Below are 26067 nucleotides of genomic sequence, written 5' to 3'. Positions count from 1 at the left end.
ATGAAACGAGTCATCTATTCCGGTGCCGGGCTGCTGGTTATTGCGCTGGCGTTCCTGGTGTTCAACGGTCTGTCCGGTGTGCTGTTCACCAACGCCCGGCTGGATCTGACCGAGCAGAAGCTCTACACCATCTCCGACGGCACCGAGCGCATCCTCGACAGCCTGCAGGAGCCTATCGAGCTGCACTTCTTCTATTCCGACGAAACCGCCAAGGAGCTGGTGACGTTGCGCAACTACGCGCGCCGTGTCGAGGAGATGCTCAAGGCGTACGAGCGGGCCTCCGGTGGCAAGCTGAAGCTGCATGTGGTCGACCCCCAGCCGTTCTCCGAGGATGAGGACCGCGCCGCCGAGTTCGGTCTGCAGGCGGTGCCGCTCAACCAGGGCGGCGACAAGGTGTATTTCGGACTGGCCGGGCGCAATGCCGAGGGTTCGACACAGACCATTCCGTTCTTCCCGCTGGACCAGGAGGAGTTCCTCGAATACGAGATCAGCCGTCTGGTGCAGAGCCTGGCGAAGGCCGAGTTGCCGGTGGTCGGGGTGCTCTCCGATCTGCAGATCAACGGCGGGTTCGACATGCGTAGCCAGCAGCCCACGCCGCCGTGGATGGTACTGGAGGAAATCCGCCAGCTGTTCCATCTCGAGAGCCTCAAGCGCGACATCGATGTGATTCCGGCAAACGTCTCGACACTGCTGCTGATCCATCCCAAACAGCTCCCGGAACAGACGCTCTACGCCATCGACCAGTTCGTGCTGCGTGGTGGCAAGCTGCTGGTGTTCGTCGATCCGTTCAACGAAGCCGATCCGGGCATGGGCTTCGGTCCGGGCGAGCTGGCCGAGGATCGTTCGTCCGATCTCGAGCCGCTGCTCAAGGCCTGGGGCGCGCGATTGGTGCCGGGGCAGGTGATTGCCGATGCTTCCTACGCGATGTCGGTTGGCATGGGCGCCGAGCGCCGGCCAGTGCGTCATCCCGGTTGGCTGAGCCTGCCGCACGCGGCGGTCGATGCGCAGGACGTCACCACCGCTTCGCTGGAGAACCTGACCCTGGCGAGCGCCGGTGTTCTCGAGCCGCTGGAGGGCGCCAAGACGACCTTCACGCCGCTGCTGCACAGCTCAACCTATGCCATGCCGGTGGAGGCACAGCGCTTCGCCACTCTGGACAATCCGGAAACCCTGCTGCGCGGCCTGGAGCCGAGCGGCGAGCGCTATACGCTGGCGGCGCGAATCCAGGGGCCGGCGCAGACGGCATTCCCCGATGGCATCGAAGGGCGCAAGGACGGCGTCAAACAAAGCGAGAGCATCAACGTCATCGTGGTGGCGGACGCCGATTTGCTCAGCGATCGCATGTGGGTGCAGGTGCAGGATTTCTTCGGCCAGCGCGTACCGCAGCCGTGGGCGGACAACGGGGCCTTCGTGATCAATGCGCTGGACAACCTGTCGGGCACCGACGCGCTGATCAGCGTGCGTTCGCGTGGTCGTTTCACACGACCGTTCGTGGTCGTCGAGGAGCTGCAGCGTCAGGCCGAGAACCGCTTCCGTGAACAGGAGGAGGTACTGCAACAGCGCCTGGCCGATACCGAGCAGAAGCTGGCCGAACTGCAGAGTCCTGATCCTGAGCAGGCGCTGGAGCTGACCGCCGAACAGGAAGGTGCGCTGCAGCAGTTCCTCGAGGAGAAGCTGCGGATCCGCAAGGAGCTGCGTGAAGTGCGCTATCAGCTTAATGCCGATATCGAGGCGCTGGGGAGGACGCTGAAGTTCGTCAACATCGCGCTGGTGCCGCTGCTGCTGACGCTGGCGGCGCTGGCGATGTGGCTCTGGCGTCGACGCAGGACCACCTGAATAAGTCCCATGCCGAGGCCGCTCGGCATGGGAAATCGGCGCTGAATCGGGGGCGGAAAAAAGAGGCTGACAGCGAAATTCGTTGTTTTATACTCCGGCGACGGTCGCTCGCGAGCCGCATTCCCGTTGCGTGGATGCGTGAGCGCCAGACCGTGAGAACCCTCTTCCGAGGAATAACAAAAAGCGAGTTGGAGAAGTGGTAATGGCTGAGCGCGAGACCGGAACCGTCAAGTGGTTCAACGATGCTAAAGGCTATGGATTCATTCAGCGGGGTAATGGCGCCGACGTGTTCGTGCATTACCGCGCGATTCGCGGCGAAGGTCACCGCTCCCTGGCCGAGGGACAGCAGGTGGAGTTCTCGGTGATCCAGGGCCAGAAGGGCCTGCAGGCCGAGGACGTAGCCGGTCTCTGACTCCGGTTGCTGAAAAACAAAGCCCGTCGAATGACGGGCTTTGTTTTTCAGGATTGGCAGCGAGGTGGGAACGCGCTCTATGCGTTTTCCACTCTGCGCGGTTATGGCCGCGCAGCGAGCTTCAGCCCTCCAGGCCCAAAAGCGTGCGCGTTTACTGTCCAGCGCGGGACAGGATCAACCCGTCCGCCAGACGATTTCCTCTTCGCCATCAACGCTGATGCGGATCCAGCGGTCGGCGTCCTCGATAGCTTCCTCTTCCTGCCAGCTGCCGGGTGCGCAGCGGATCTCCACCCCCAGGGCTTGATGGGCTGCGCGCGCGCAGGCGAGGTCGTCTTCCCACGGCGTAGCAGCGCTTTCCAGCAGCAGGCAGTGCCACTTGCCGACCGCCTTGGGCAGCCAGGTCACCGGTATGCCCGCGGCGTTGCACTTGAAGGTCTGGCCCTTCTGCTGCCACGGCGTGCAGGCGCCGATGGCCTGTTCCAGCCATGCGGTGACGGCCTCCTGGCTGGCATCCCTGAGGTAGATCTCGATGTCCGGTTGACGCATATCGGGGTGGCCTTAGTGGTGGGTCGAAGGTCAGTTGCGCTGAATCCAGTCGTAGCGTATCGCAACCCGCACGGTCAGCGGCGTGTCGATCACCGCGGCGCGGCGTGCGGCGCTGGCGCGCCAGCCGTGGGGGGTCATTGCCAGCAGGTCGGCACGGGCCTGCGCTTCGTCCAGTTGCAGCTCGTAGGTGAGGGTTTCGCTATGGGCGAGGTGCATGTCGTCAGGAATCAGCGACAGGTGTTTCTCGTCATCGTAATCACGCACTTCGTCGTAGAGGCGGGCGCGCAGTTCCCACAGGTGCTCGCGGGTCGGCCCCATGCGCAGCAAGCCGCCACCGGGGTTGAGCAGGCGCCTGGCTTCCTGCCAGTCCAACGGGCTGAATACGCTGGCGAGCAGGTCGCAGCTGGCATCGGCCAGCGGCACACGGGCCATGCTTGCCACCAGCCATTCGAGCTGCGGCGCGCGTTTGCAGGCGCGCTTGATCGCCTCGCGCGAGATGTCCAGCGCATAGCCTTCGCCATCCGGCAGCGCCTCGGCGAGCTGCGCAGTGTAGTAGCCCTCGCCGCAGCCGATATCCAGCCAGCGCTGCGGCGTGCGTTCGGCGGCCAGTTCGGCGAGGCGCCGGGCCAGCGGCGCGTAGTGACCGCCGTCGAGAAAGCGCCGGCGGGCTTCGACCATGGCCTGGTTGTCGCCCGGGTCGCGGCTGTTCTTGTGCTGTACCGGCAGCAGGTTCAGGTATCCCTGGCGAGCGCGGTCGAAACGGTGATTGGCCGGGCAGGCGACGCCATTGTCGACCGCACTCAGCGGCGCCTGGCAGATCGGGCAGATCAGCATGCGAGCAGGTTCACCAGGGTTTGATAGTAGATCTCGGTCAACAGGTCGAGGTCGCTGGCGAGGATGTGTTCGTCCACCTGGTGAATGGTCGCGTTGACCGGGCCGAGCTCGACTACCTGGGTGCCGAGGGTGGCGATGAAGCGGCCATCCGAGGTACCGCCGCTGGTGGACGGCGTGGTTTCGCGACCGGTGACGCTGCGGATGCTGGCCGAAACGGCGTCCAGCAGTTCGCCCGGCTCGGTCAGGAAGGGCAGACCCGATAGCGCCCAGTCGATGTTCCAGTCCAGACCGTGTTTGTCGAGGATCGCGGCGGTGCGCTGCTGCAGCTGCTCGACCGTGGATTCGGTGGAGAAGCGGAAGTTGAATACCGCTTCCAGCGTGCCAGGGATGACGTTGGTCGCACCAGTGCCGGCGTTGAGGTTGGAGATCTGGAAGCTGGTCGGTGGGAAGAAGGCATTGCCGTCGTCCCAATGCTCGGCGGCAAGCTCCGCCAGCGCCGGCGCGGCCAGGTGGATGGGGTTCTTCGCCAAGTGCGGATAGGCGACGTGCCCCTGCTGACCGCGCACGGTGAGGGTGCCACCGAGCGAGCCACGACGGCCGTTCTTCACCACGTCGCCCACCAGCGTGGTGCTCGAGGGTTCGCCGACGATGCACCAGTCCAGCCGCTGGCCGCGCTCACGCAGGCGCTCGACGACGGCTTTGGTGCCGTGTTGTGCCGGGCCTTCCTCGTCGCTGGTGATGAGGAAGGCGATCTGCCCCTTGTGGTTCGGATAGTCGGCGGTAAAGCGTTCCACCGCGATGATCATCGATGCCAGGCTGCCCTTCATATCCGCCGCACCACGTCCGTGGAGCATGCCCTGTTCGTCGATGCGCGCGCTGAACGGCGGGTTGTGCCAGGCCTGCAGCGGACCGGTCGGCACCACGTCGGTGTGGCCGGCGAAGCACAGCACCGGGCCTTGGTTGCCGCGGATCGCCCAGAAGTTCTCCACGTCCTCGATGTGCATCGGTTCTACCGCGAAGCCGCAGGCGGCGAGACGCTGGCTCATCAACTGCTGGCAACCTTCGTCCAGCGGCGTCACCGAAGGGCGATTGATCAGATCGCAGGCAAGTTGAAGGGTGGGGGAGAGGGCGGGGGCGGTCATCACGACTCCGGGCGACGGGAAAGGGCGCCATATTAAAGCAAAGCCCGTGGCTCCGGTGACGGCCGGTTGCAGTGGTGGCAACGCGGCAAGGTCTTATAATCGCCAGGTTTTTTCCGGGGAGTCGGCATGTCTATCGATGAACAGCGTTTTGGCGGCATCGCCCGTCTGTATGGTCGGGTCGGGCTCGAACGGCTGGTCGCTGCGCATGTGGCGGTGGTCGGCATCGGCGGAGTCGGCTCCTGGGTGGCCGAGGCGCTGGCGCGCAGCGGCGTCGGCGAGATCAGCCTGTTCGATCTGGACGATGTCTGCATCACCAATACCAACCGGCAGATTCAGGCGCTGGAAGGGGCCGTGGGCAAACCCAAAGTCGACGAGATGGCTGCGCGCATCCGCGCCATCAATCCGGCCTGCCGAGTCCATGCGGTGGCCGATTTCGTTACCCGCGAAACCATGGCCGAGTACATCACCGAAGATATGGACTGCGTCATCGACTGCATCGACAGCGTGCCGGCCAAGGCGGCGCTGATCGCCTGGTGCAAGCGGCGCAAGATCCAGATCATCGCCACCGGCGGAGCGGGTGGGCAGGTGGACCCGACGCAGATCCAGGTCGCCGACCTGAACAAGACCTTCAACGACCCGCTGGCGGCAAAGGTGCGCTCGCTGCTGCGGCGCGAATACAACTTTTCGCGCACGCCGGGGCGCACCTACAGCGTGCCCTGCGTGTTTTCCACCGAGCAGCTGCGCTATCCCAAACCCGATGGCGGCGTATGCCAGAGCAAGAGCTTCGTCGGCGAAGGGGTCAAGCTCGACTGCGCGGGTGGCTTCGGTGCGGTGATGATGGTGACGGCCAGTTTCGGTATGGCCGCCGCGGCCAAGGCAATCGATAAGCTGGTGGCCGGCGCGCGGCGGCCGGCAGAGCGCAAGCCGACTGCCTGAATGCGCGCCGATTGACCCGCATCGCTCGACGCGCGGGCGGCGCGAATCACCCCATGGCGCCTGCGCGGTGAGTGCCTGTGTGGCCCGCGGAGCGCTCTGCGACGCGCCTCACCGGAAAGTTCCCTTGTCATAAAATCTTTATGTAACAGCCACTTGGCTGAAATAACCGGCCGCCAAGATTCCCCCCAACACAAAGAGCCCATCTCGTGTGTTTCCGACGCTAAACATAAAGGGGAATTTTGGATGATCCGTAAGCACTTCGCCGGTTTCGCCGCCAGCGCCCTCGCTCTGGCCGTTTCCGCCCAGGCTTTCGCCGGTACCGTCACCACCGATGGCGCCGATCTCGTTATCAAGACCAAGGGCGGCCTGGAAGTCGCCACTACGGACAAAGAGTTCAGCTTCAAGCTCGGTGGCCGCCTGCAGGCCGACTACAGCCAGTTCGACGGCTTCTACACCGAAGATGGCGGCAGCCAGGACGCGGCTTACTTCCGCCGCGCATTCCTCGAACTGTCGGGTACCGCCTACAAGGACTGGAAGTACCTGTTCAGCTACGATTTCGCGCATAACGCCGGCAGCAGCGACGACGGCTACTTCGACGAAGCCTCGATCACCTACACCGGCTTCAATCCGGTCGCCATTCGCTTCGGTCGCTTCGACCCGATCTTCGGCCTGGAAAAGGCCACCAGCTCCAAGTGGGTCACCGCACCTGAGCGTAACTCGGTCTATGACCTGATGGAGTGGGTAAACGGCCACCAGAACGGCATGGGTATCGAAGTGGCCGCGACCGCCGGCGATTCGCTGTTCGGTGCGGTGACACTGAGCTCCAAGGACAACGGTGATGACAACGGGCAGAGCACCAAGCAGCTCAACCTGCGTGGTGTGTTCGCACCGCTGCATGAGGCCGGCAATGTGCTGCACCTCGGACTGAACTTCGCCCAGCGCAACGCTGACGATGACGGCTACGATGCCCGCTTCCGCAGCCGTATGGGCATGCGTGGCGTGGATACCGAAGGTGGCACCGAGGCCAACAGCGGCAACCGTGGCGTGTTCGGCGGCTACAACGGTTCCGATGCTGGCGATTGGGACAAGGACACCGCCTGGGGTGCTGAGCTGGCCTGGGCGACCGGTCCGCTCTCGCTGCAGGGCGAATACATGAAGCGCACCCTGGAGGCCGATAACGCCGCCGAGGACGTCGAGGCTGATGGTTTCTACGTGCAAGCCGCCTATACCCTGACTGGCGAAGCGCGTGGCTACAAGCTGGGCAAGTTCGACGGCATCAAGCCGGAGAACAAGCAGACCGGCGCGTGGGAAGTGTTCTACCGCTATGACGACTTCACCGTCGAAGATGACAACGGTGTGGGCGCGGTTGCCGGTGTGGTCGATTACGGCACTGGTCTGCGCGAAGTGGGCGACGTCGACGGCAAGGTGCATAACCTGGGTGTCAACTGGTACGTCAACGAAGCTGTCAAGCTGAGCGCTACCTACGTCAAGGCCAAGACCGACGGCATCAGCAACTATGAAGGCGACGACGATGGCGATGGCTTCGTGGTTCGCGGTCAGTACGTGTTCTAAACATCACCTTCATCCGTGATGCTCCATTGAGCCCCGCTTCGGCGGGGCTTTTTTTCGTGTGCGTGACGGGCCAGACTGCGCGGCATGCCTATCCAGACTATTTCCCGCCTTGGCCAGGACGTGGCTGCCGCGCACTGGGATGCGCTGCTGCCCGATGCACAGCCGTTTCTGCGCCATGCCTTCCTGTCCGCACTCGAGGACAGCGGCAGCGTCGGTGGGCGCAGCGGCTGGCAAGCGGAGCATCGCGTACTGCGCGATCAGCACGGGCGGCTGCTGGCGGCGATGCCGCTGTACCGCAAGAGTCATTCCTATGGCGAGTATGTGTTCGACTGGGCCTGGGCCGATGCCTGCCAACGGGCTGGCATCGCCTACTACCCCAAGCTGCTTTGCGCGGTGCCCTTCAGCCCGGTGAGCGGTGCGCGCTTGCTGGGCAATCCACCGGCGCTCGGCACGATGCTCGACGAACTCACCGAAACGCTGTCGAACCAGGGACTGTCGGGGCTGCACGTGAACTTCACCGAGGGATCAGCCGACGGAATCCTGGCTGGCCGCGAGGGATGGCTGGAGCGGATCGGCTGCCAGTTCCACTGGCACAACCGCGGTTATCGCGACTTTCAGGATTTCCTCGACGCACTGACCTCGCGTAAGCGCAAACAGCTGCGCAAGGAACGCGAGCAGGTGGCCGGGCAGGGTATCGAGTTCGACTGGCTGGTCGGCGATCAGCTCAGCGAAGAGCAGTGGGATTTCGTCTACGCCTGCTACGCGAACACCTATCAGGTGCGTGGACAGGCGCCCTATCTGACGCGTCTGTTCTTCAGTCTGCTGGCCGAGCGCATGCCGCAGGCGATTCGCGTGGTGTTGGCCAAACAGCACGCACGTCCGGTGGCCATGGCATTCAGTCTGCTGGGCGAACAGGAGCTCTATGGTCGTTACTGGGGCTGTCTGGCCGAGTTCGATCGCCTGCACTTTGAGACCTGCTTCTATCAGGGCATCGAGCAGGCGATTGCTGCCGGTGTGCAGCGCTTCGATGCGGGTGCGCAGGGCGAACACAAGTTGATCAGGGGCTTCGAGCCAGTGATCACGCGCTCGTGGCACTACCTGGTGCATCCGGGATTGCGCGCCGCGGTGGCGGACTTTCTCGCGCAGGAACGCCACGGCGTGCTGGCGTATGCGCAAGCTGCGCGCGGGGCGTTGCCCTATCGTCAGGCGGATTGACCGATTGGCAATGGTCGGTGGGGTGGATTCGGTTTCCGGACGGGCAGGCGCGCTGTCGGCGGCCTGCCCTGGGGTTGAGCGGTCAGTGCGAGGCAGCGCTGTTCTCTTCGTGGATGCGCAGCATGTGTTCCAATTCGCTGCGCAGTAAGGGGTCTTCGCAGCCGGGCAGGTATTCGCGCAGCTTGCGGATCACCCACTGCTGGCCCTTGTCGACGAAAGGCAGACGCTCGTCCAGCGATTCGATGGCCATGGCCTTGCCATAGAAGGCGCCGGTGTCCTTGTTCGGTTCCAGGCCGAGGTGCTTCAGGCAGTTAAGCAGCAACTTGCAGCTGTCGATTTCGCCCTGACGAATCTGTTCCAGCAGCTCACGCTGTTGCGGGTCGGTGGCTTGCTGCAGCGATTCCCCGGCGACCTTGGCGCCGGCGCGCTCGGCGCTGAGTAGGTCCTGCAACAGTTGTGCCTGACCTTCCGGGGTGTTGAGGGGGCTTTGTGGGGCACTCATTACGCGATCTCCTGTGGCGAGGCGTTGCGCGGATGGGCGCAGGGGCATGGCCGCTGTGCCGTGGCCGCAAACGAGATGGCCGGCGAGGCCGGCCATCGGGAGGGATCAGAGCTTCTTCGCAGTGACGATCTTAACCGGGGTCAGCGGCACGTTCTGCATCATGCTGCGGTTGCCGGTCGGTACCTGCGCGATCTGGTCGACAACGTCCATGCCGCGAACCACCTTGCCGAACACGGCATAGCCGAAATCGCGGGAGCCGTTGTCGAGGAAGTCGTTGTCCCGATGATTGATGAAGAACTGGCTGGTCGCCGAGTTGACGTTCTGCGTGCGGGCCATGGCGATGGTGCCGCGTACGTTGTGCAGGCCGTTGTCGGCCTCGTTCTTGATCGGGGCACGGGTGGGTTTCTGATTCAGTCCCTCACCGAAACCGCCACCCTGGATCATGAAGCCCGGGATCACACGGTGGAATACGGTGTCGTCGTAGAAGCCGCTTTCCACGTAACCGAGAAAATTCTCGACGCTGATCGGCGCCTTCTCGGCGTCCAGCTCGAGTTCGATCTCGCCCAGGCTGGTGGTCAGCAGGACGTGGGGATTGTCGGCAGCCAGCAAGTTTCCGGCGAGCAGCAGGGAACAGGCGGCGAGGGTGAGGCGTTTCAACATGGCGTCATTCCTGATGGTGGCAAAAACAGGTCAACCACGAGTGGCGACAGATTGTTCGCCATCGTACGTCTTGATCAGCTCGATGAGAATCTGTGTGGCCGGACCCAGCGGTTTGTCGGGGTTGGTGTAGAGATAGAACAGCGGGCGGCGCACGCTGCCCTGGATCAACGGTAGCGGGACGAGCACGCCTTCGGCCAGCTCGCGCTGAATCATGTGCCGCGGCAGCCAGGCGAACCCGAGGCCGCTGCTGACGAAGGCTACCGACGTGGCCAGACTGCCAACCGTCCAGCGTTGCTCGGCTCCCAGCCAGCCGCTGTCGCGTGGCTGGCGCACACCAGTGTCGCGCACCACCACCTGCATCTGGCTTTGCAGATCCTGCACGCTGAGCTTGCGGCCCAGCTGATGCAACGGATGCTGGGCGTGCGCCACGGCGACGAACTCCACGGTGCTCAGCTCTGCGCCCAGATAGCCGGTGATGTCCAGGGCGCTGATGGCGAGGTCGGCGGTGCCATCCCTGAGCACGTCCTCGACGCCGGACAGCACCTCTTCGCGCAGGCGTACCCGGCAACCGCGGCTCTTGGGCATGAACTCGGTCAGCGTATGGATCAGCTTGGCGCTGGGGTAGGCCGCATCCACTACCAGCCGCACCTCGGCCTCCCAGCCCTGTTCCATGTGATGGGCCAGTTCTTCGAGCTGGCTGGCCTGGGTCACCAGCTGCCGTGAACGCCGCAGCAGAACCTCGCCGGCCTCGGTGAGCACGGCCTTGCGGCCCTCGATGCGCAGCAGTGGTACGCCGAGCTGATCCTGCATGCGCGCCACGGTGTAGCTGACCGATGACTGCGAGCGGTGCAGCACTTCCGCCGCCTGAGCGAAACCGCCGTGATCGATTACCGCCTGCAGGGTGCGCCATTGATCCAGAGTCACGCGTGGCCCTTTCATTCCCTGATCTTCCTATGCCGTAGGTCTGTTACGCTGGCCGCCGCCTTTTCGTGGAGACAGCCGAAATGAAACGACGTTGCTACATGCTGTTTGCCTTGCTGCCGCTGACCGCTTCGGCGGTGACCTATCCGGTCGACCTCGAGCAGCAGCTCAACGGCGCCGAGGTCTCGGCGTCTCCGGAAACCATCGACCGCGATATGGCCGGCCTGCAGCTGCACAACTATGGGCAGGTCGCCGCGCGTTGCACTGCCGTGTTCCGCAACGGCCCGGAAGCGCCGCGAACCCGCCGCACCGAGCTGCAGCCTGGTCAGCAGAAAATCCTCACTGCCAAGTTCAAGCGCGAGGTCATCCGCCTGCGCATCCAGCTCACCTGCGAGCCGCGCTGAGCGGTCGCCGGGAGCGGGGCTGGCTCAGTCGAGCACGTTCTCCAGAATCTCGTAAATGACGCCGGTGGCGATGGCGACCAGCACGACGTCGCGCCCGACCTGCTGCCATTCGTAGCCCTGATAATGGGGCAGGTGGCTCAGCAGGCGACCATCCATCTTCTTGGCAATGCCCGGTGGCAAGGGCTTGCCGCGCGCCAGATTCTTCTGGATGCCGGGCGGCAGGGAGGAAGCTGGAGCGAGCAGGTCGCGGTGGCTGCGCAGGGTGATGCGCACGTCGCTGAGGTCGATGGAGGGACCGTGCATGCGGTGGTCCTGCTCATACCGCGGCTGATGGTTACCGGCCTTGTCGGGCCGGCCTGGCTTGCCCTCGGGGGGCTGGGCCTGGGCGGTGGCGATGCCTGTCAGCAGGACGGCAGCCACGCTCAGTAGGCTGAATCGGGTGAACAGCGACATTTCGCCTCCTTTGGCATTAAGCCATCTTCGTCCGATCAGCTTAGCGCCAGTTGTGTGCCGAGAATATGCCGGCGGTTACAGAAACGCGCCTTTAGCCGGCAGACGGGGTAACCTATGCCACCGTTTTTTTGATATCTCCGAGGTAGCGCCCTTGTTCGACCAATTCGCCCTGCACGAACGCCTGCTCAAGGCAGTCGCCGAACTCAAATTCGTCGAGCCGACGCCGGTGCAGGTCGCGGCCATTCCGCCGGCGCTGGAAGGCAAGGACCTGCGCGTGACGGCGCAGACTGGTAGCGGCAAGACCGCAGCGTTCGTGCTGCCGATGCTCAACCGGCTGATCGGCGATGCCCAGCCGCGCGTCGACGTGCGCGCCTTGATCCTGTTGCCGACCCGCGAACTGGCGCAGCAGACGCTCAAGGAAGTTGAGCGCTTCTCGCAGTTCACCTTCATCAAGTCGGGGCTGATTACCGGCGGCGAGGATTTCAAGGTGCAAGCCGCCATGCTGCGCAAGGTTCCTGACGTGCTGATTGGTACGCCGGGACGGCTGATCGAGCACCTCAACGCCGGCACGCTGATCCTCAAGGACGTGGAAGTCCTTATTCTCGACGAGGCCGACCGCATGCTCGACATGGGCTTCGCCGAGGACGTCCAGCGGCTGGTCGGCGAATGCGGCAAGCGCCAGCAGACCCTGCTGTTTTCCGCTACCAGCGGCGGCGCGAGCCTGCGTGAGATGACCGCGCAGGTGCTGCGCGAGCCGTTGCACCTGCAGCTCAACCGCGTCAGCGAGCTGAACGCAGGCACGCGCCAGCAGATCATCACTGCCGATGACATCGCGCATAAGGAAAAGCTGGTGCACTGGCTGCTGGCCAACGAGACGTACCAGAAGGCGGTGATCTTCACCAACACCCGCGCTCAGGCCGATCGGCTCTATGGCCACCTGGTCGCCAGCGAGGTCAAGGTTTTCGTGCTGCACGGCGAGAAGGACCAGAAGGAGCGCAAGCTGGCCATCGAGCGGCTCAAGCAGGGTGGCGTCAAGGTGCTGGTGGCGACCGATGTGGCCGCCCGTGGGCTGGATATCGAAGGCATGGATCTGGTGATCAACTTCGACATGCCGCGTTCGGGCGACGAGTACGTGCACCGCGTCGGCCGTACCGGCCGGGCCGGCGCTGAAGGGTTGGCGATCTCGCTGATCTGTCACAACGACTGGAACCTGATGTCCAGCATCGAGCGCTATCTCAAGCAGCGCTTCGAGCGGCGTGTGATCAAGGGGCTCAAGGGCACCTATCAGGGGCCGAAGAACCTCAAGGCTTCAGGCAAGGCTGCCGGCACCAAGAAAAAGAAGGTCGAGAAGAAGAAGGGCGCCACGGACAAGAAGGCCAAGCCGGCCGCCAAACGGCCGAAGAACGCCAAGCGGGAAACGCCTTCATTGGTCAGCCAGGACGGCCTGGCACCGCTCAAGCGCAAGAAGCCAGCCGCCGAGTGACGGCCAGCTCGCGCTAATCCTTCACGTCCGCTTGCGACTCCGCCTGCTCGATCTGCTGCAGGCGCTTGTCGTAGGCCTCGCACTCGTCGCCCAGCTGGTCGGCGGTGCGCTTGGCCTCCATCTGGCGGATTTCCTCGTTGATTTCCTTGGCCCGCTGCGGATCGCTTTGGGTCAGCTGGTTGACGCGCTCGGCCAGTTGCTCCGCCTTGGCCGTGACTTCCTCGGGCGTGCAGGTGGCATGGGCGCCCTGGCTGGCCAGCAGCGCGGCAGCGAACGGAACGATCAGATATCGCATGGTTGGCATCCTCGGCTCGGTCGATATGAACGGTGGATCGCCATGCGGGTGCTTTAGTTCAGCCATCGTGCGGCAGCGAACCCTCGCGCGGTCGGCTAGTCCCAACTAGCAAGCGCCCCGTTTGCCGCGGGGTTGTAATCTGCATCGGGAGACGAGCCATGAACTACAACTGGGACCTGCTGCTGCGCCTACTGCATGAAGTCCAGCAGTCGGCCAATGACAGCTTCAAACCACGTCGCTATGCCGAGGATTACGCTGCCGAACTGGAAAGCGCCGGCCGCCCACTGCCCAACCTCGACAGCCTGCGCGCCGAGGCGGCGGACTACGAAAGCCGGTTGTTCGAGGGCGGTTTCATCGCTTCGCGGCCGGAAAAGGAGGGCGGCAACGGCGAGAACTTCGTGCTCACCGAGCGTGGCGCGCGGCTGCTGGCGATCCTCGATGGGCGTGAGCCGGACAGCGTCAGTCTGCGCCAGCGCCTGACCGCGCAAGGCGACAGTGCACTGGCGCCGGAGACGTTCGACGGGCTGGTTGCCGGGCGCGGCTGACCCATCAGCGGCGATGTTGCAGGCTGTCGACTGCCAGCTCCAGCGCCTTGCGCATATCCAGCCGCGCCGAGCGACCGACATCGCGGTTGTCCAGCTGGTAATTGCGCTCGGAGGGCAGGATCGGCGCTGTCAGATCATCCGCTTCGGCCGCTTCGAAATCGGCGCCGATGGTCATGGCACTGCGGCGCAGCAGCTCGCGCACCTGTTCGGGCTCCAGGCGTGGGTTGACCGACAGCATTGATGCTACTGCGCCGGCCACCAGCGGGGTCGCGTAAGAGGTGCCGCAATGCACCTCGCCCGGTGCCTTGCCATCGCGGGTGGCCGCGCGGGTACAGGCTGCGGCGGTGATGTCGACGCGCATGTCGACATTCGACGAGCGGCGCTTTTTCACGTAATCCGGATGCTCGACCGGCAGTTCGCGCTTGTCGCTGAGCTGATGGCCGCCGACCACCAGCAACTGCTCGGTGATGAACGACGAGGGCAGGCGGTAATCATCGCGTCCGGAGCGCGCCGAGCCGTTGCCGGCCGAGTTGATTACCAGCACGTCCGGGTGCTCGCGGCGCAGCCAGAGGAAGAATTCCTCGAGCAGCTCCTCGTACCCGCTCATGGCGATGCCCGAGCGCAGCAGCGAATCCACCGGTTCGCCTTCGACATCCAGCGTGCCGATCCGATGAATGCCCCAGCTCCAGTTGAGGATGCGCACGCCATCCTCCACCAGATTCACCGACGCGGCGATATTGGCGGTGATGCCGGCATCTGAGTTGCGCTCGACGATCACCTCGAAGCCGGGGCCGACGCCGTCCAGCGCGCTGAGAAAGCCCATGTCCTGCGCCTCCTGGCCGCGGGCGGCGAGAATACCGGCGACACTGCTGCCGTGACTGTCAGGGGCGTCGCCATCGCGGGCGTACAGGCAGGTACGGCGCTCGTCAGCTTTGCAGGGCGTCAGGTAATCGGCGAAGGCTGGCGTGTCGAAATCCACATTGCGTTCGATCACGCCGATGCGCAGTGGCTCGGTTTCGACAGGCGCCTGGCGCGCGTTGATGCGCTGGCGGTAGTAGTGCACCGCATCGAGGAAGCGGTTCGCCGCCCATTCCGACGTCTGCGGCTTTTTGTCGCCATCGTCGCGCTCTGCGGCCTCGGCGCCGGATTCCTCGATCACCACCGCATCCACGCCGACCTCGTTGCCCAGACGCAGGACCAGGGCGTCGCGCTCGGTCAGATTGCTCACCGGCAGGCGCAGCTGGTAGGTGTTGAGCGGGGCGATGGCGCCGACCAGTTCGGCATCGTACTTGTCGGCCAGCTGGCGCGCCGTGTCCAGCGCATCCAGGTCCTCCTCGATGATCACGCTGACCAGGTTCACGTAGGTCGTCAGGCCGTCCATGTTGGTGGCGACTTCGTTGGGCCCGGCGGCCCGCACCTGGCTGCCACCCAACGACAGCCATACCGGGTTGCTGCGACGCTGCTGTTGCTCCAGCCACAGCGGGCCGCTGGCGTGCGCGCGGCTGTGCAGGCGCAGGCGCAGTGTTTCGCCGTTACGCTCGATCTGCTCCGCCGGCAGTGGCTGGCCGGCGAGCAGCACGCGCGGCGTTTCGCTGCCAAGCCCCTCGCTGCGCAGGCAGAAGGTCAGCTTGGTAGCGGCGAACAGGTCGCCGCAGCGCTGCAGGGACTTCAGCCGTAGTGGTTCATCGGCGGGGGTTGCCGTTGCACAAAGGTGCGAGGCGAGCAGCAGGGACAGGGCACGCACTGGAAATTGTCTGCGCATGGCTCAACGTCGCTGCAGGTAATGCACGCTGAACAGCGCCTGTGCATCGGTCCACTGGCCGCGGCTGTCGAAGCCTGCGCTGCTGGCCAGCTGCTTGAAGGATTCCAGCGTGTACTTGTAGGAGTTCTCGGTATGCAGGCTTTCCCCGGCTTCGAAGTGGAAACGCTGGCCCTCGATGGTCACGTCCTGCGCGGCAGGGCTGATCAGGTGCATCTCGATGCGCGATTCGGCCTCGTTGAAGTACGCGCGATGGACGAAGCGCGATGGGTCGATGTCGCTGTCCAGTTCGTCGCGGATGCGCTGCAACAGGTTGAGGTTGAACGCTGCGGTGACATGCGCCTCGTCGTTATAGGCCGCTTCCAGTCGGCTTCGCTCCTTGACCAGATCGACGCCGATCAGCAGCCCGCCGCCCAGCGGCAGCACGTCGTGCAGGCGATGCAGGAAGCGGCGGGCCTCCAGCGGGGTGAAATTGCCGATGCTCGATCCGGGGAAGAACACCAGCGGGTGATGGCTTGCGAAGTCGTCAGGCAGGCAGAGCTGCTGGGAGAAATCGGTACAGGCGGCATGCACCTCCAGCCAGGGGTAATCGGCGGCCAGGCGCTGGGTGCTGCTGAGCAGGAAGTCCTCGGAAATGTCGATGCCCAGATAGCTCGACGGGTGCAGCGCTTCGAGCAGCAGGCGCACCTTGCGGCTGGCACCACTGCCCAGCTCGATCAGGTCGCTGTGCGGTCCGGCAATGTCGAGGATGTCGTTGGCGGCGTCGGCGAGAATCCGTTCCTCGGTGCGGGTGATGTAGTACTCCGGCTGCTGGCAGATCTGTTCGAACAGCTCCGAGCCGCGGCGATCATAGAAGAACTTCGGCGACGCCCACTTCGGCGTCGCCGCGAAACCGGCGAGGGTTTCCTCGCGCAGTGACGCGGCGGGCGGCTGCTGCAGCTGATCGTGGAAATGAATCGCTAGAGCCATCTCAGAGCCCTCGGGCCAGGCGCAGGCCGGCGAACTGCCAGCGCATCGCGGGTTGGAAGAAATTGCGGTAAGTAGCGCGGATATGGGTGGCAGGGGTTACGCAGCAGCCACCACGCAGCACCATCTGCCCGGACATGAACTTGCCGTTGTATTCGCCGAGGCTGCCGGGTAGCGGGCGGAAGCCCGGATAAGGCAGGTAGGCACTGGCGGTCCATTCCCAGACGTCGCCATACAACTGCACCGGCGCGCCTGCTGCACAAGCGGCGGCCACTGGCTGCAGGTGATCGCTCTCGAGGAAATTGCCGTGCTGCGGCACATCGGATGCCGCCAGCTCCCATTCCGCTTCGCTGGGTAGCCGTGCGCCGCTCCAGCGCGCAAAGGCATCGGCCTCGTAGTAGCTGAGGTGGCACACCGGCGCATCGAGTTCCAGCGGCTGCAGCCCGCCCAGAGTCATCTCGTACCAGAGGCCGTCATCGCGCTGCCAGTACAGCGGTGCATGCCAGCCGGCTTGCTGGATCAGATCCCAGCCGTCGGAGAGCCACAGTTCCGGGCGGGTGTAGCCGCCGTCGGCGATGAACGACAGGTATTCGCCGTTGCTCACCAGGCGTTCGGCGAGCTGGAAGTCTTCGACGAACTGGCGGTGACGCGGCGTCTCGCAGTCGAAGGCGAAGCCATCGCCGGCATGACCGATCTCGACCACGCCGCCGGCATAGTCGTACCAGTGCTGGCGTTCCAGCGTCCGACGCGGCGCCGCTTGCAGGTCGCTGCGGTACACCGGGTGCAGCGGGTTCTGCGCAAGGATGTGCTTGATGTCCATCAGCAGCAGCTCCTGGTGCTGCTGCTCGTGCTGCAGGCCGAGCTCGATGCGCCGGGCGATCTCGCCGACATGTTCGCGCGGGGGCGCGGCGAGCAGTTCGCCCATCGCCTGGTCGACATGGCTACGGTAGCGATAGATCTCGTCCACGCCGGGCCGTGAGATCAGCCCGCGTCGGGCACGTGGGAAGGGCACGCCGTGGGTCTGGTAATAGGAGTTGAAGAGGTGGTCGTAGGTCTCATGCAGCGGTCGGTAGCCGTTGAGATAGGGCTTGAGCAGGAACGTCTCGAAGAACCAGCTGACATGCGCCAGGTGCCACTTTGGCGGGCTGACCTCCGGCATGCTCTGGATGATGTAATCCTCGATCTGCAACGGTGCGCAGATGGCCTTGCTGACGGCGCGAACGTGACTGAAACGCTGTTGCAGCTGGTCCAGTTCGGCGCTTGAAACCTGGTGATGCGGCTGGTGTGCCAGGTTGCCCATGGACGTACCCCCATTCCGTTACGGGCCGCCAAACGCCGCCCTCAATAGCGACCCGAAGCGCGACGGAAAGTTTTCTGCCGAGCCGCGATTACGCCTTTGAGTGAAGCAGGCCACCAGCGTTGGCGCTGCCGGCCCCGCTCAGCGTGCCGTGTCGAGCGGCGGTGTCGGGCGGATCAGGATTTCGTTGACGTCCACGTGTGGCGGTTGCGACAGCGCATAGACCACCGCCCGCGCGACGTCATCAGGCTGCAGCGCATAGGCTGGCGGCTCGTCGAACAACGGCGTGTCGACCATGCCCGGCTCGATCAGCGTGACCCGCACGCCGCTGCCGCGCAGTTCCTCGCGCACGCTCAGGCCCATACCGGTCACGGCCCACTTGCTGGCGCTGTACATGGAGCCGGGGATGACGAACCGTCCGGCCGCCGAGCCGGTGAGTAGCAGGTGGCCGCGGCGGGCCTTGAGGGCGGCCAGCGTACAGCGCAGGGTCAGCCCGACGCCGTAGACGTTGGTCAGCAGCATGGCTTTCCACACTTCGGGATCGGCGCCGCTGAAACCGCCTTCGCAGCCGGGGATGCCGGCGTTGGCGTATACCGCATCGAGCTGTCCGAAATGCTCCACTACGCGCTGCACCATGGCCTGCTGCTCATCGTAATCGGTCACGTCGCAGCGGATCGCGAGGGCGCGCTCGGCGCCGATCTCGTCGACCAGCTGTTGCAGCTTGTCCGTCGAACGCGCGGCGAGCGCCACGCGGTAGCCAGCCTTGGCCGCCAGTCGCGCGGTGGCCGCACCGATGCCGGAGGAGGCGCCGGTGATCAACAACACGGGATCGCTCATGCCGCGTCCTCAGTAGTTCGGTGTGGTTTCCGGGATGGCGCTGGCGTCGGTGATGAAGGGCATCGTCCACGGCTCGAGGGTGCAGCCCTTGTCGATTAGCTCCTGACGGGTCTGCTCGATCACATGGGCCACGCGCAGCGGGTCGGCGTAGTCGCGCACCTGCGCAACCCGTGTGATTTCCTCGCCGTTGCCGTTCATCACGGTGAAGCCGAAGCTGTCATCCTCGGGGTTGGCGCTGGTCACGCAGCCACAGGGCAAGAAGGCTTCGGCGGCCAGCTGCATGGCGTTATCGAGGCTGAGCGGGGTCGTGGTCATGGGTCGTCTCCGTGGCGTTGCGGATGTCTGAAGGTTGACCGCCATAGTCGCGGGCCGTTTCCCGGTTACCGACCGGCTGTCGCTTGTGCAAAGGCCGGGGCACCACCATATTCATCGGCATGAGCACGCCTTGTTCTGATCCGTTGAGCCGCTTCCATCCCGCCGTGGCCGGCTGGTTCGCCCGCAGCTTTCCCGCGCCGACGCCAGCCCAGGTGGCTGCCTGGCCGCTGATCCATGCCGGGCGCTCGACGCTGGTCGCCGCACCGACCGGCTCGGGCAAGACGCTGACCGCCTTTCTCGCCGCCATCGACGCGCTGGTGCAGCAGGGTCTGGCCGAGGGCGGGTTGGCCGATGCCACACGGGTGCTCTACGTCTCGCCGCTCAAGGCGCTGTCCAACGACATCCACATCAATCTGGAAGAGCCGCTCGCCGGCGTTACCGCCGAACTCCAGCGTCTCGGTCTGCCGCCGCTGGAGATCCGCACCGCCGTGCGCACCGGCGACACGCCTCAGGCCGAACGGGCGGCGCTGCGCAAGCGGGTGCCGCACATCCTCGTCACCACGCCGGAATCGCTTTACGTGCTGCTCGGCTCGGAATCCGGCCGGCAGATGCTGGCGGACGTGCAGAGCGTGATCGTCGACGAGATTCACGCCATCGCCGGCAACAAGCGCGGTAGTCATCTGGCGTTGTCTCTGGAGCGGCTGGAGGCACTCTGCAACAGGCCACTGGTGCGGGTTGGACTGTCGGCGACGCAGAAGCCGATCGAAGCCGTCGCGCAATTCCTGGTCGGCGCCGGGCGGCCGTGCGAGGTCGTCGATATCGGTCATGGCCGTGCGCGCGATCTGGCGCTGGAAGTATCGCCGGTGTCGCTCGAAGCGATGATGAGCAACGATGCCTGGGAGCTGGTCTACGACCGCCTGGCGACGCTGGCCGGCGAGCATCGCACCACCCTGGTGTTCGTCAACACGCGGCGCATGGCCGAGCGCACCACGCGGCATCTGTCCGAGCGACTGGGCAGCGCCGTGGTGGCCGCGCACCACGGCAGCCTGGCCCGCGAGCAGCGGCTGGCCGCCGAGCAGAAGCTCAAACGCGGCGACCTGCGGGTGCTGGTGGCTACCGCCTCGCTGGAGCTGGGTATCGACATCGGCGACGTGGAACTGGTCTGCCAGCTCGGCTCGCCGCGCTCTATCTCGGCCTTCCTGCAGCGGGTCGGACGGGCTGGCCACCAAGTGTTTGGTGTGTCCAAGGGGCGGCTGTTTCCCAGCTCCCGTGACGATCTGATCGAGTGCGCCGCGCTGCTCGACGCAGTGCGCCGTGGCGAGCTGGATACCCTGAAGATTCCCCAGGCGCCGCTGGATGTGCTGGCCCAGCAGATCGTCGCCGAGGTGGCCTGCAGTGAATGGGGTGAGGACGCGCTGCTGGTGCTGATCCGTCGCGCCATGCCTTATGCCGGGCTGGCCGAGACGACTTACCAGGCGCTGCTGCGGATGCTTGCCGAGGGCTATACCACCCGTCACGGCCCACGCGGGGCCTATCTGCATCGCGATCTGGTGACCCGCAGCCTGCGTGGCCGGCGCGGCGGGCGGCTGATCGCGCTGACCTCCGGCGGCACCATCGCCGACAACGCCGACTACGCCGTGCTGCTCGAACCGCAGGGGCTGAACATCGGCACGGTCAATGAAGACTTCGCGGTGGAGAGCCTGGCCGGCGATGTGTTCCAGCTGGGCAATACGTCCTATCGCATTCTCAGGATCGAGGCGGGGCGGGTGCGTGTCGAGGATGCCCAGGGCCAGCCGCCGAACATTCCGTTCTGGCTCGGCGAAGCGCCGGGGCGCAGCGACGAGCTGTCCTTCGCCGTGGCGCGTCTGCGCGGGGAGATCGACCAGCGACTGGCGGCGGCCGAGCAGACGGGCGCCTCGCGTCTCGAACCGGCGATCGCCTGGCTGCTGGACGTGCTCGGCCTCGCCGAGCCGGCGGCGCGACAGATCGTCGAATACCTGGCCCGCGCGCGCTCGGCGCTGGGCGCGCTGCCGACTCAGCAACGGCTGGTCATGGAGCGCTTCTTCGACGAGTCCGGCGGCACCCAGCTGGTGATCCACTCGCCCTATGGCAGTCGCATCAACCGCGCCTGGGGCCTGGCGCTGCGCAAGCGCTTCTGCCGCACCTTCAACTTCGAGCTGCAGGCGGCGGCCACCGAGGACGCCATCATCCTTTCGCTGTCCACCAGCCACAGCTTTGCGCTGGATGAGGTCTGGCGCTACCTGCATTCGGCGAGTGCCGAACAGGTATTGATCCAGGCGCTGCTCGACGCGCCGTTGTTCGGCGTGCGCTGGCGCTGGATCGCCACCACCGCTCTGGCGCTGCCGCGCATGGCCGGCGGGCGCAAGGTGGCGCCGCAGCTGCAGCGGATGAAGAGCGAAGACCTGCTGGCCACGGTGTTCCCCGATCAGGTGGCCTGCCTGGAGAACATCGTCGGCGAGCGTGAGATTCCCGAGCATCCGCTGGTGGCGCAGACCCTCGACGATTGCCTGCACGAGGCGATGGACAGCGAAGGCTGGCTGGCGCTACTGCGGCGCATGGAGCGCGGTGAAGTGGAGCTGCTGGCGCGCGACCTGCCGGCACCGTCGCCGCTGGCGATGGAGGTGCTCGGCGCGCGGCCCTACGCCTTTCTCGATGACGCGCCGCTGGAGGAGCGACGCACCCAGGCGGTACTCGCCCGGCGTTGGAGCGATCCGGAATCGACCGACGATCTCGGCGCGCTGGACGCGGATGCCATCGCCGCAGTGCGTGACGAGGCCTGGCCCGAGGCGCGCACCGCCGATGAGATGCACGAGGCGCTGACCGCGCTGGGCTGCATCGCCGAAGCCGAGGCCGCGGCGCAGCCGATGTGGCTGCAATGGCTCGCCGAGCTGGCGCACGGCGGACGGGCGACGCGCCTGCAGGTCGCCCATGACCGTGCGCTGTGGCTGCCGCTGGAACGGTTGGCGTGGCTGCGCGCGATCTACCCGCAGGCGCCCTGCGAGCCGCGCCTGCAGCCGCCGGCCGGGCACGACCAATCGTTCACGGAAGACGAGGCGCTGGTCGAGCTGATCCGCGCGCGACTGAGCGGCTTCGGCCCGTTGCCGGTGCCGCTGATTGCCCGGCCGCTGGCGCTGCCGGCCTCAGCGGTTGCGCTGGCGCTGACCCGTCTGGAAAGCCAGGGCTACGTACTGCGCGGGCGCTTTACGCCTGGCGCGGTGGAGGAAGAGTGGTGCGAGCGGCATCTGCTGGCGCGTATCCATCGCTACACGGTCAAGCGCCTGCGGCGCGAGATCGAGCCGGTTGAGCGCGCGGACTTCATGCGTTTTCTCGTCGACTGGCAACATCTTTGTGCCGCCACCCGCATGCAGGGCCGAGAGGCGCTGGCCACGGTAATCGAGCAATTGGAAGGCTTCCAGGCGCCGGCAGCAGCCTGGGAAGCCGATCTGCTGCCGGCACGGCTGAAGGATTACGGCAGCAGCTGGCTGGACGAACTGTGCCGTTCCGGTCGCATCGTCTGGACGCGCCTTGCCGGGCGACTGAAAGCCAGTGGCGGTCCGGTGCGTGGTACGCCGGTCGTGCTGCTGCCGCGCCGCCAGCTGAAGGCCTGGTACACGCTGGCGGCCGATGCGCCGGCACCGGAACTGTCGTCACGGGCGCAGCGGGTATTCGATTGCCTGTGCTCGCAGGGCGCGCTGTTCTTCGATGAGCTGCAGCACGAGGCGCATCTGCTGCGCAGCGAGCTGGAGGATGCCCTCGGCGAGCTGGTATCGGTGGGGCTGGTCAATGCCGACAGCTTTGCTGGCTTGCGTGCGCTGCTGACGCCGGCCAGCAAGCGCTCGCGCACCGCTCGACGCACCCGCGGTGGCGCCTTCATCGGCGGTATGGCCGATGCCGGACGCTGGGCGGTGGTGCGCAAAACCGGCCCGGTTGACGAGACGCCGCATGGGCGGACCAGCGTCGATCCGGAGGCGCTGGAGCATATCGCTCGGGTACTGCTGCGTCGCTACGGTGTGGTGTTCTGGCGGCTGCTGGCACGCGAGGCCGACTGGTTGCCACCGTGGCGCGAACTGCTACGGGTCTATCACCGCCTGGAGGCTCGTGGCGAAATACGCGGTGGGCGCTTCGTCGCTGGCGTGGCGGGCGAGCAGTTCGCCCTGCCGGAAGCGCTCGGCCTGCTGCGTGAGGTGCGCAAGCGGCCAGTCTCAGGTGAGTGGCTGGCGGTTTCGGCAGTCGACCCGCTGAATCAACTCGGCACCCTGTTGCCCGGGACCAGGGTGCCGGCGTTGGCTGGCAACCGCATTCTCTTTCGCGATGGTGTACCGCTGGCGGTGCTGGTGGCGGGCAAGCCGCACATGCTTGTCGAGCTGGACGAGCCCGCACAACGTGATGTCAGGCGACTGCTGGCGGTACCGCGACGTTAGGCATTGGACGGGGGCAGGCATCGCAGCGAAGCAAAGTCCGCCTGCAGGTTCGCCAGCCGTCCGGTGAGGTGTGCGCGCTGCGCCTCGTCAGCCAGTTGGTAAAGATCGGCGACCAGCTTCAGGCCTGCCTGCTCGGCGCGCCGCAAGTCGGCCCGATCGCTTGCGCTCAGGAGTGCTTCACGCTCCTGCAAGAGCTGGGCGATACGGGCATCGAAGTCTTCACGGTGGCGTTGTTCCACGGCGCCGAGCAGCATCGTCTGCCAGCGCTCGCGGCTCTCCAGCCAGCGGCGGTTCTGCTCGCCCAGGGTGTGCGCCCAGAGCAGCACGCGCTGGCGCTGCGCGGCACTCAGCTCGCCGAACCAGAATTGCAGGCGGTCCTGCATGCGTTCGGCGCGCTCGCGAATCTGCTGTGGCAACGGCGGAGTCAGGTATTTCTCGCGGTGCTCGCGGCGGTTCTCCGCCAGCGCCGCGCGTAGTTCCTGCACCTGTTCATCATTCAGTGCGCGCAGCAGTTCGCTGGCGGTCGGCGTGATCTCCACGGCAATGGTGCGCATGGCCTCGTGCGCCCGCTGGTAGTGCGATTCCAGGTCGTGCTGATTCAGCTGGCCGCTGGCGCTTTTGCGTTCCAGTTGCTCCAGGCCGACCAGAATCTCCGGCAGTTGCGTGCTGCAGTGCCAGGCCAGATGCTCACGCAGCCGCCCGCGTAGCTCGCCCTTCTGACGCCGATCGAGATCCAGATAGTCGTTGAGTGTCCAGGGCACCAGCAGGTCGAGGTTGCTATAGACCAGCGTTGCGCGACTGCAGCCGGCCAGTACCAGGCAGGAAAGCAGTATCAGCGGAAGCACGCGGCTGGTGGAACGCATTGCAGATCCTCGCCTGTATCACCCGTTCTGTAGAACGCGCGCCTCGGTTGCGGTTCGCGTGAGCGCGCTTCCGTCGGCTGCGAGAAGAGAAACCGTCGCGCGCATGGTCTTCCCTGTATGGGCCGCCTGCACCGGAACCGGGCGGCGACTTGCCTGACCAGCCGTGGAGAAACGCCATGTCCCTGCAGATCAAGTACCTCAGCGGTGACGATGTACCCCAAGCCTGGCGACCGACCTGGGTCGTCTGCTGGATCGTGGAGCTCGACGGCACGCTGATTGGCGGGCCCTACGCCACCGAGGCGCAAGCGCGTGCGGTGGCTGATGGCAAGCAGGAGCCGCGGCTGTCGCAGACACCAGCCCCGTAACGGGCCGTGCAGGCGCCGACGCTGCGCGCATCGGATTAGCGTGCTTTTTCCAGGCAGTGCTGGGGACAGGGCGCGCGGTACTCGGATGCCGGTGGCGGCGGCTCGACCAGCTGAGACACCAGAGCCAGAGCCTTCTCGAAGGACGGGTAGCCGCTCTGGGCAACATCCAGATGAGCATAGGCTTCGCGATACCGGTCCGCTTTGGCGATGTCGCGTTCGTCGACGAGATAGGGTTCCATGTAGATCTTGTAGAGCAGGGCAACCGCATGCGGATGGCCCTTGCGCTTGGCCTTCTCCAGCAGTTGCAGCACTTCGGACGGCTCAGGCCCCTGGCGGATCATCAGTAGTGCCTTGTAGAACTCCGTTTCGCCGCGTCGATCCTGCGCGGCGCTGCGATCGAGCAGGGCATCGGCCAGTTCGTAGCCTTCCTCATCGCCTACCGAAATCAGGATCTTCGCCTGTAGCAGGTCGTTCTGGTAGAGCAGCCGCTCGGCCCGACAAGCACTGCCGCTCCAGGGCTGGTCGCAGGTTTGAGTGGCGCAGCCGCTCAGGGTCATCAGCAGCGCGATCGCCAGGGCGTGTCTCATTTGTGAACTCGCTCTCCTTTTGTTTGCGCCAGTATGGGCCGTGCGCACCTCGATTCGCCAGAGCCGCCTGCGTCCGCTCAATAGACCGCGCAGGGTGCGCTCATCCGTTGCAGGCCGTAACGGCGCAGCAGGGTCTGCCAGCGCGCGCTCTGGGGGAGGTCGGCGATCAGCTGCTGAATGAACTGGGTCGCCGCAGGATTGAGAGTCGCGGTGGTGAGGATGTGGCGTTCGAAGCTGTAGAGGGGCACGGTCGACACGTGCAGGCGTTCAGCCGCCACCTCGGTTGTTTCGTAGAACAGCCGCGCGGAGCGTGGCAGCAGGATCACGTCGATACGGTTGGAGAGCAGCTTCTGCAGGTTCTGCAGATCGGAGTGCACATCTTCCCGATGGATCAGCTGCCGCTCGATGTCGGCTTGCAGTGCCTGATAGCGATGCCCGAGCACGCCGCCGAGGCGGTAACCGTGAAGCGAGCCCGGGCCGTCGTAGTCGAATGGGCGAGTGGCTAGCGACACGAAATCCTGGGTATCGCAGAGCAGCGGCGGGGTCAGATGCGAACTGGCGATCAGTCGGCTGGGGAAAAATTCCGGCGTCGCCCATAGCAGCACGCCTGGCTTGTTCCCGGCGAGACGAGCATCGAGGCGCTTGCGCGGTAGTTGGCTGAGTGCGAAGAAATAGCGGCCGTTGTTGGACGGGTGCTGGTTGAGCAACTCCACCAGCGTTTCGGACAAGCCCGGACTCTGCTCGCTGGCGAAGGGGGGCGATGCGTGATAGGTCCAAACCTCGACCCGCTCAGCCGCCTGGGCAGTCGACGAGCAGAGCAGCAGCAACAACAGCAGTCTTGGCATCAGTGTTCCGATGGACGGCAGGCGAACTCGCGGTG

The 26067-nt window shown here is 65.4% G+C and carries 26 protein-coding genes; 10 read left to right on the top strand and 16 right to left on the bottom strand.

The genetic code is table 11. From position 1 onward, the window contains the following. Together N8H22_RS11135 and N8H22_RS11130 are read left to right on the top strand one after the other, a co-directional pair. Positions 1-1836 (top strand): Gldg family protein, encoded by a 1836-nt coding sequence (locus N8H22_RS11135; RefSeq protein ID WP_264590565.1) that lies wholly within the window; start codon positions 1-3, stop codon positions 1834-1836. 202 nt (positions 1837-2038) lie between these two features. Further along, the gene (locus N8H22_RS11130; protein ID WP_003293422.1) at positions 2039-2248 is read left to right on the top strand and encodes a cold-shock protein; all 210 of its coding nucleotides are present in this window, start codon (positions 2039-2041) and stop codon (positions 2246-2248) included. Positions 2249-2422: 174 nt separating this feature from the next. On the opposite strand, the gene N8H22_RS11125 is transcribed toward N8H22_RS11130, so the two are convergent. Genes N8H22_RS11125 through dapE form a run of 3 tightly spaced genes read right to left on the bottom strand, consistent with a single transcriptional unit; the run spans position 2423 to position 4770 of the window. Then, entirely contained in the window at positions 2423-2794 is a 372-nt protein-coding gene (locus N8H22_RS11125) for a hypothetical protein (protein WP_264590564.1), read from the bottom strand. A 30-nt stretch (positions 2795-2824) separates the two neighbouring features. Further along, complete coding sequence (locus N8H22_RS11120; protein ID WP_264590563.1) at positions 2825-3628, bottom strand: putative RNA methyltransferase; 804 nt, start codon at positions 3626-3628, stop codon at positions 2825-2827. After that, positions 3622-4770: a succinyl-diaminopimelate desuccinylase gene (gene dapE, locus N8H22_RS11115; protein ID WP_264590562.1), complete on the bottom strand. Its 1149-nt coding sequence runs from the start codon at positions 4768-4770 to the stop codon at positions 3622-3624. The genes N8H22_RS11120 and dapE overlap by 7 nt, the downstream gene beginning before the upstream one ends. A gap of 126 nt (positions 4771-4896) precedes the next feature. Here dapE and tcdA point away from each other — a divergent pair, with 126 nt between their 5' ends. The 3 genes from tcdA to N8H22_RS11100 all read left to right on the top strand — a co-directional run bounded on the left by tcdA (position 4897) and on the right by N8H22_RS11100 (position 8493). Next, positions 4897-5706 carry a tRNA cyclic N6-threonylcarbamoyladenosine(37) synthase TcdA gene (gene tcdA, locus N8H22_RS11110; protein ID WP_264590561.1) on the top strand — a complete coding sequence of 270 codons (810 nt, stop codon included), beginning with the start codon at positions 4897-4899 and terminating at the stop codon, positions 5704-5706. Positions 5707-5949: 243 nt separating this feature from the next. Beyond that, positions 5950-7278, top strand: a complete 1329-nt coding sequence (locus N8H22_RS11105; RefSeq protein WP_264590560.1) for a porin — start codon at positions 5950-5952, stop codon at positions 7276-7278. A gap of 84 nt (positions 7279-7362) precedes the next feature. Next, entirely contained in the window at positions 7363-8493 is a 1131-nt protein-coding gene (locus N8H22_RS11100; RefSeq protein WP_264590559.1) for a GNAT family N-acetyltransferase, read from the top strand. Positions 8494-8575: 82 nt separating this feature from the next. Here the strand turns inward: N8H22_RS11100 and N8H22_RS11095 are convergent, their stop codons facing one another. The 3 genes from N8H22_RS11095 to N8H22_RS11085 all read right to left on the bottom strand — a co-directional run bounded on the left by N8H22_RS11095 (position 8576) and on the right by N8H22_RS11085 (position 10594). Further along, positions 8576-8995, bottom strand: a complete 420-nt coding sequence (locus tag N8H22_RS11095; RefSeq protein ID WP_264590558.1) for a DUF6306 domain-containing protein — start codon at positions 8993-8995, stop codon at positions 8576-8578. 105 nt (positions 8996-9100) lie between these two features. Further along, positions 9101-9655 (bottom strand): peptidylprolyl isomerase, encoded by a 555-nt coding sequence (locus N8H22_RS11090; protein ID WP_264590557.1) that lies wholly within the window; start codon positions 9653-9655, stop codon positions 9101-9103. A gap of 30 nt (positions 9656-9685) precedes the next feature. After that, positions 9686-10594 (bottom strand): LysR family transcriptional regulator, encoded by a 909-nt coding sequence (locus N8H22_RS11085; protein ID WP_264590556.1) that lies wholly within the window; start codon positions 10592-10594, stop codon positions 9686-9688. A 65-nt stretch (positions 10595-10659) separates the two neighbouring features. Here N8H22_RS11085 and N8H22_RS11080 point away from each other — a divergent pair, with 65 nt between their 5' ends. Beyond that, complete coding sequence (locus tag N8H22_RS11080; RefSeq protein ID WP_264590555.1) at positions 10660-10980, top strand: 3-phosphoglycerate kinase; 321 nt, start codon at positions 10660-10662, stop codon at positions 10978-10980. 24 nt (positions 10981-11004) lie between these two features. Here the strand turns inward: N8H22_RS11080 and N8H22_RS11075 are convergent, their stop codons facing one another. After that, a complete protein-coding gene (locus tag N8H22_RS11075; protein ID WP_264590554.1) occupies positions 11005-11433 on the bottom strand; it encodes an RcnB family protein in 429 nt (142 codons plus the stop codon). A gap of 151 nt (positions 11434-11584) precedes the next feature. Between N8H22_RS11075 and N8H22_RS11070 the strand changes: the two genes are divergently transcribed. Next, positions 11585-12916, top strand: coding sequence for a DEAD/DEAH box helicase (locus tag N8H22_RS11070; protein ID WP_264590553.1), 1332 nt, complete (start codon positions 11585-11587; stop codon positions 12914-12916). A 13-nt stretch (positions 12917-12929) separates the two neighbouring features. Here the strand turns inward: N8H22_RS11070 and N8H22_RS11065 are convergent, their stop codons facing one another. Beyond that, complete coding sequence (locus N8H22_RS11065) at positions 12930-13211, bottom strand: hypothetical protein (protein WP_264590552.1); 282 nt, start codon at positions 13209-13211, stop codon at positions 12930-12932. Positions 13212-13369: 158 nt separating this feature from the next. Here N8H22_RS11065 and N8H22_RS11060 point away from each other — a divergent pair, with 158 nt between their 5' ends. Next, on the top strand, positions 13370-13756 hold the full coding sequence (locus N8H22_RS11060; protein WP_264590551.1) for a transcriptional regulator: 387 nt from the start codon (positions 13370-13372) through the stop codon (positions 13754-13756). Between the two features lie 4 nt (positions 13757-13760). Here the strand turns inward: N8H22_RS11060 and N8H22_RS11055 are convergent, their stop codons facing one another. From N8H22_RS11055 to N8H22_RS11035, 5 genes are all read right to left on the bottom strand, one after another. Then, positions 13761-15518, bottom strand: a complete 1758-nt coding sequence (locus tag N8H22_RS11055; protein WP_264590550.1) for a S8/S53 family peptidase — start codon at positions 15516-15518, stop codon at positions 13761-13763. Between the two features lie 3 nt (positions 15519-15521). Then, positions 15522-16484 carry an L-histidine N(alpha)-methyltransferase gene (gene egtD, locus N8H22_RS11050; RefSeq protein WP_264590549.1) on the bottom strand — a complete coding sequence of 321 codons (963 nt, stop codon included), beginning with the start codon at positions 16482-16484 and terminating at the stop codon, positions 15522-15524. Position 16485: 1 nt separating this feature from the next. Next, a complete protein-coding gene (gene egtB / locus N8H22_RS11045; protein ID WP_264590548.1) occupies positions 16486-17781 on the bottom strand; it encodes an ergothioneine biosynthesis protein EgtB in 1296 nt (431 codons plus the stop codon). A gap of 138 nt (positions 17782-17919) precedes the next feature. Beyond that, positions 17920-18615, bottom strand: coding sequence for an SDR family oxidoreductase (locus tag N8H22_RS11040; protein WP_264590547.1), 696 nt, complete (start codon positions 18613-18615; stop codon positions 17920-17922). 9 nt (positions 18616-18624) lie between these two features. After that, positions 18625-18930: a hypothetical protein gene (locus N8H22_RS11035; RefSeq protein WP_264590546.1), complete on the bottom strand. Its 306-nt coding sequence runs from the start codon at positions 18928-18930 to the stop codon at positions 18625-18627. Positions 18931-19049: 119 nt separating this feature from the next. Here N8H22_RS11035 and N8H22_RS11030 point away from each other — a divergent pair, with 119 nt between their 5' ends. Further along, positions 19050-23372, top strand: coding sequence for a DEAD/DEAH box helicase (locus tag N8H22_RS11030; protein ID WP_264590545.1), 4323 nt, complete (start codon positions 19050-19052; stop codon positions 23370-23372). Here the strand turns inward: N8H22_RS11030 and N8H22_RS11025 are convergent. Continuing rightward, entirely contained in the window at positions 23369-24235 is an 867-nt protein-coding gene (locus N8H22_RS11025) for a DUF6279 family lipoprotein (protein ID WP_264590544.1), read from the bottom strand. The genes N8H22_RS11030 and N8H22_RS11025 overlap by 4 nt on opposite strands. Before the next feature lie 176 nt (positions 24236-24411). Between N8H22_RS11025 and N8H22_RS11020 the strand changes: the two genes are divergently transcribed. After that, positions 24412-24600 carry a hypothetical protein gene (locus N8H22_RS11020; protein WP_264590543.1) on the top strand — a complete coding sequence of 63 codons (189 nt, stop codon included), beginning with the start codon at positions 24412-24414 and terminating at the stop codon, positions 24598-24600. Positions 24601-24635: 35 nt separating this feature from the next. Here the strand turns inward: N8H22_RS11020 and N8H22_RS11015 are convergent, their stop codons facing one another. Both N8H22_RS11015 and N8H22_RS11010 read right to left on the bottom strand, forming a co-directional pair. Further along, positions 24636-25187 carry a hypothetical protein gene (locus tag N8H22_RS11015; RefSeq protein ID WP_264590542.1) on the bottom strand — a complete coding sequence of 184 codons (552 nt, stop codon included), beginning with the start codon at positions 25185-25187 and terminating at the stop codon, positions 24636-24638. Between the two features lie 77 nt (positions 25188-25264). Further along, on the bottom strand, positions 25265-26032 hold the full coding sequence (locus tag N8H22_RS11010; RefSeq protein WP_264590541.1) for a PAAT family amino acid ABC transporter substrate-binding protein: 768 nt from the start codon (positions 26030-26032) through the stop codon (positions 25265-25267). Positions 26033-26067: the final 35 nt, after the last annotated feature.

Origin of the sequence: Stutzerimonas sp. S1, assembly GCF_025966695.1 — a bacterium.
GTDB lineage: Bacteria > Pseudomonadota > Gammaproteobacteria > Pseudomonadales > Pseudomonadaceae > Stutzerimonas.
This window is presented reverse-complemented; position numbering and strand designations above follow the sequence as displayed.

Coding starts and splice junctions, on each gene's coding strand:
- N8H22_RS11135 (WP_264590565.1), top strand. CDS start 1: ATGAAACGAGTCATCTATTCCGGTGCCGGGCTGCTGGTTATTGCGCTG.
- N8H22_RS11130 (WP_003293422.1), top strand. CDS start 2,039: ATGGCTGAGCGCGAGACCGGAACCGTCAAGTGGTTCAACGATGCTAAA.
- N8H22_RS11125 (WP_264590564.1), bottom strand. CDS start 2,794: ATGCGTCAACCGGACATCGAGATCTACCTCAGGGATGCCAGCCAGGAG.
- N8H22_RS11120 (WP_264590563.1), bottom strand. CDS start 3,628: ATGCTGATCTGCCCGATCTGCCAGGCGCCGCTGAGTGCGGTCGACAAT.
- dapE (WP_264590562.1), bottom strand. CDS start 4,770: ATGACCGCCCCCGCCCTCTCCCCCACCCTTCAACTTGCCTGCGATCTG.
- tcdA (WP_264590561.1), top strand. CDS start 4,897: ATGTCTATCGATGAACAGCGTTTTGGCGGCATCGCCCGTCTGTATGGT.
- N8H22_RS11105 (WP_264590560.1), top strand. CDS start 5,950: ATGATCCGTAAGCACTTCGCCGGTTTCGCCGCCAGCGCCCTCGCTCTG.
- N8H22_RS11100 (WP_264590559.1), top strand. CDS start 7,363: ATGCCTATCCAGACTATTTCCCGCCTTGGCCAGGACGTGGCTGCCGCG.
- N8H22_RS11095 (WP_264590558.1), bottom strand. CDS start 8,995: ATGAGTGCCCCACAAAGCCCCCTCAACACCCCGGAAGGTCAGGCACAA.
- N8H22_RS11090 (WP_264590557.1), bottom strand. CDS start 9,655: ATGTTGAAACGCCTCACCCTCGCCGCCTGTTCCCTGCTGCTCGCCGGA.
- N8H22_RS11085 (WP_264590556.1), bottom strand. CDS start 10,594: ATGAAAGGGCCACGCGTGACTCTGGATCAATGGCGCACCCTGCAGGCG.
- N8H22_RS11080 (WP_264590555.1), top strand. CDS start 10,660: ATGAAACGACGTTGCTACATGCTGTTTGCCTTGCTGCCGCTGACCGCT.
- N8H22_RS11075 (WP_264590554.1), bottom strand. CDS start 11,433: ATGTCGCTGTTCACCCGATTCAGCCTACTGAGCGTGGCTGCCGTCCTG.
- N8H22_RS11065 (WP_264590552.1), bottom strand. CDS start 13,211: ATGCGATATCTGATCGTTCCGTTCGCTGCCGCGCTGCTGGCCAGCCAG.
- N8H22_RS11060 (WP_264590551.1), top strand. CDS start 13,370: ATGAACTACAACTGGGACCTGCTGCTGCGCCTACTGCATGAAGTCCAG.
- N8H22_RS11055 (WP_264590550.1), bottom strand. CDS start 15,518: ATGCGCAGACAATTTCCAGTGCGTGCCCTGTCCCTGCTGCTCGCCTCG.
- egtD (WP_264590549.1), bottom strand. CDS start 16,484: ATGGCTCTAGCGATTCATTTCCACGATCAGCTGCAGCAGCCGCCCGCC.
- egtB (WP_264590548.1), bottom strand. CDS start 17,781: ATGGGCAACCTGGCACACCAGCCGCATCACCAGGTTTCAAGCGCCGAA.
- N8H22_RS11040 (WP_264590547.1), bottom strand. CDS start 18,615: ATGAGCGATCCCGTGTTGTTGATCACCGGCGCCTCCTCCGGCATCGGT.
- N8H22_RS11035 (WP_264590546.1), bottom strand. CDS start 18,930: ATGACCACGACCCCGCTCAGCCTCGATAACGCCATGCAGCTGGCCGCC.
- N8H22_RS11030 (WP_264590545.1), top strand. CDS start 19,050: ATGAGCACGCCTTGTTCTGATCCGTTGAGCCGCTTCCATCCCGCCGTG.
- N8H22_RS11025 (WP_264590544.1), bottom strand. CDS start 24,235: ATGCGTTCCACCAGCCGCGTGCTTCCGCTGATACTGCTTTCCTGCCTG.
- N8H22_RS11020 (WP_264590543.1), top strand. CDS start 24,412: ATGTCCCTGCAGATCAAGTACCTCAGCGGTGACGATGTACCCCAAGCC.
- N8H22_RS11015 (WP_264590542.1), bottom strand. CDS start 25,187: ATGAGACACGCCCTGGCGATCGCGCTGCTGATGACCCTGAGCGGCTGC.
- N8H22_RS11010 (WP_264590541.1), bottom strand. CDS start 26,032: ATGCCAAGACTGCTGTTGTTGCTGCTGCTCTGCTCGTCGACTGCCCAG.